At 72.1% G+C, this 2,469-nt stretch carries 1 protein-coding gene; it reads left to right on the forward strand.

Going from position 1 to position 2,469, the window contains the following annotated elements; all coding sequences use genetic code 11:
* Nucleotide 1 precedes the first annotated feature (1 nt).
* Nucleotides 2–2,469 (forward strand): ATP-binding protein (locus tag ACFVJQ_RS45820; RefSeq protein WP_385791923.1); only part of this gene is annotated, 2,468 nt, incomplete at its 3' end.

Raw genomic sequence — 2,469 nt, forward strand, 5'->3', positions numbered from 1 at the left:
CATGGCACGCGGCAAGCTTCGGATCTACCTGGGTGCGGCACCGGGGGTGGGCAAGACGTACGCGATGTTGTCCGAGGCGCACCGGCGGGTGGAGCGGGGCACGGACTGCGTGGTGGCGTTCGTCGAGCCCCATGGCCGGCCGCGCACCGAGGTGATGCTGCACGGGCTGGAGCAGGTGCCGCGCAAGGAACTCGGGTACCGGGGCGGGGTGTTCACCGAGATGGATGTGGACGCGGTCCTCGCCCGGCGGCCGCGGGTGGCGCTGGTGGACGAGCTGGCGCACACGAACATCCCCGGTTCGCGCAATGCCAAGCGCTGGCAGGACGTGGAGGAGCTGCTGGCGGCCGGGGTCGATGTGATCTCGACGGTGAACATCCAGCATCTGGAGTCGCTGGGCGATGTGGTGGAGTCGATCACGGGGATCCGGCAGCGGGAGACCGTCCCGGACGAGGTGGTGCGGCGGGCGGATCAGGTCGAGCTGGTGGACATGTCGCCGCAGGCGCTGCGGCGGCGGATGGCGCACGGCAACATCTACCAGCCGGACAAGGTGGATGCGGCGCTGTCGAACTACTTCCGGCCGGGGAATCTGACCGCGTTGCGGGAGCTGGCGCTGTTGTGGGTGGCGGACCGGGTCGACGAGTATCTGAAGCAGTACCGCAGTGATCACCGGGTGTCGAGGATCTGGGGGTCGCGGGAGCGGATCGTGGTGGGTCTGACGGGGGGTCCGGAGGGGCGGACGCTGATCCGGCGGGCGGCGCGGCTGGCGGAGAAGGGGGCCGGCGGTGAGGTGCTGGCGGTGTACATAGCGCGCAGCGACGGGCTCACGGCGGCCTCGCCGAAGGAACTCGCGGTGCAGCGCACGCTGGTCGAGGACCTCGGCGGGACCTTCCATCACGTGGTCGGCGACGACATACCCGCGGCCCTGCTGGACTTCGCCCGCGGGGTGAACGCCACCCAGATCGTGCTGGGTTCGTCGCGGCGCAAGAGCTGGCAGTACGTGTTCGGTCCGGGTGTGGGGGCGACGGTCGCCCGGGAGTCCGGTCCCGATCTGGACGTCCACATCGTCACGCACGACGAGGCCGCCAAGGGGCGCGGGCTGCCGGTGGCGCGCGGTGCACGGCTGGGGCGGGCCCGGATCATCTGGGGCTGGCTGGTCGGCTTGGCCGGGCCGGTGATCCTGGCGGTCCTGCTGAACACCGTTCACCTCGGCCTCGCCAACGACATGCTGCTGTTCCTGACGCTGACCGTGGCGGCGGCCCTGCTCGGCGGGCTCTACCCGGCGCTGGCCTCGGCGGCCTTCGGAACGTTTCTGCTCAACTACTTCTTCACCCCGCCGCTGCACCGGCTGACCATCGCCGACCCGAAGAACATCGTCGCCCTGGTGATCTTCATAGGCGTCGCGGTGTCGGTGGCGTCGGTGGTCGACCTCGCGGCCCGGCGCACGCACCAGGCGGCCCGGCTGCGGGCGGAGTCGGAGATCCTGTCGTTCCTGGCGGGCAACGTGCTGCGCGGCGAGACCAGCCTGGAGGCGCTGCTGGAGCGGGTGCGCGAGACCTTCGGCATGGAATCGGTGGCGCTGCTGGAACGCGAGAGCGATGTGGCGCCGTGGACCTGCGCGGGCAGTGTCGGGCTCCGGCCGTGTCAGAGCCCGGAGGAGGCGGACGTCGACATGCCGGTCGGCGACCACATGGCGCTCGCGCTGACCGGACGGGTGCTGCCCGCCGAGGACCGCCGGGTGCTGGCCGCGTTCGCCGCGCAGGCCGTGGTCGTCCTGGACCGCCGCCGGCTCCAGGAGGAGGCCGACCGGGCCCGCACGCTGGCCGAGGGCAACCGCATCCGCACCGCCCTGCTGGCCGCCGTCAGCCATGACCTGCGGACGCCCCTGGCCGGCATCAAGGCGGCCGTGTCCAGCCTGCGGTCCGACGACGTCGAGTGGTCCGAGGAGGACCAGGCCGAACTGCTCGAAGGAATCGAGCAGGGCGCCGACCGCCTCGACCACCTGGTGGGCAACCTGCTCGACATGTCCCGCCTGCAGACCGGCACGGTCACGCCGATCATCCGCGAGGCCGACCTCGACGAGGTGGTGCCGATGGCGCTGGGCGGCGTGCCCGGGGACAGCGTCGAGCTGGACGTCCCGGAGACGCTGCCGATGGTCCACGTCGACAAGGGCCTGCTGGAGCGAGCCGTGGCCAACGTCGTGGAGAACGCGGTCAAGTACAGCCCGCCGGGTGCGCCCGTGCTGGTCGCCGCCAGTGCCCTCGCGGACCGGGTCGAGGTCCGGGTCGTGGACCGCGGACCGGGCGTTCCCGACGACGCCAAGGAGCGGATCTTCGAGCCGTTCCAGCGCCACGGCGACGCCCCGCGCGGTGCCGGAGTCGGCCTGGGCCTCGCGGTCGCCCGGGGCTTCGCCGAGGCCATGGGCGGCACCCTCGACGCCGAGGACACCCCCGGCGGCGGCCTCACCATGGT

This window comes from Streptomyces sp. NPDC127197 (genome assembly GCF_042672405.1).
Taxonomy (GTDB): Bacteria; Actinomycetota; Actinomycetes; order Streptomycetales; family Streptomycetaceae; genus Streptomyces; species Streptomyces flavusporus.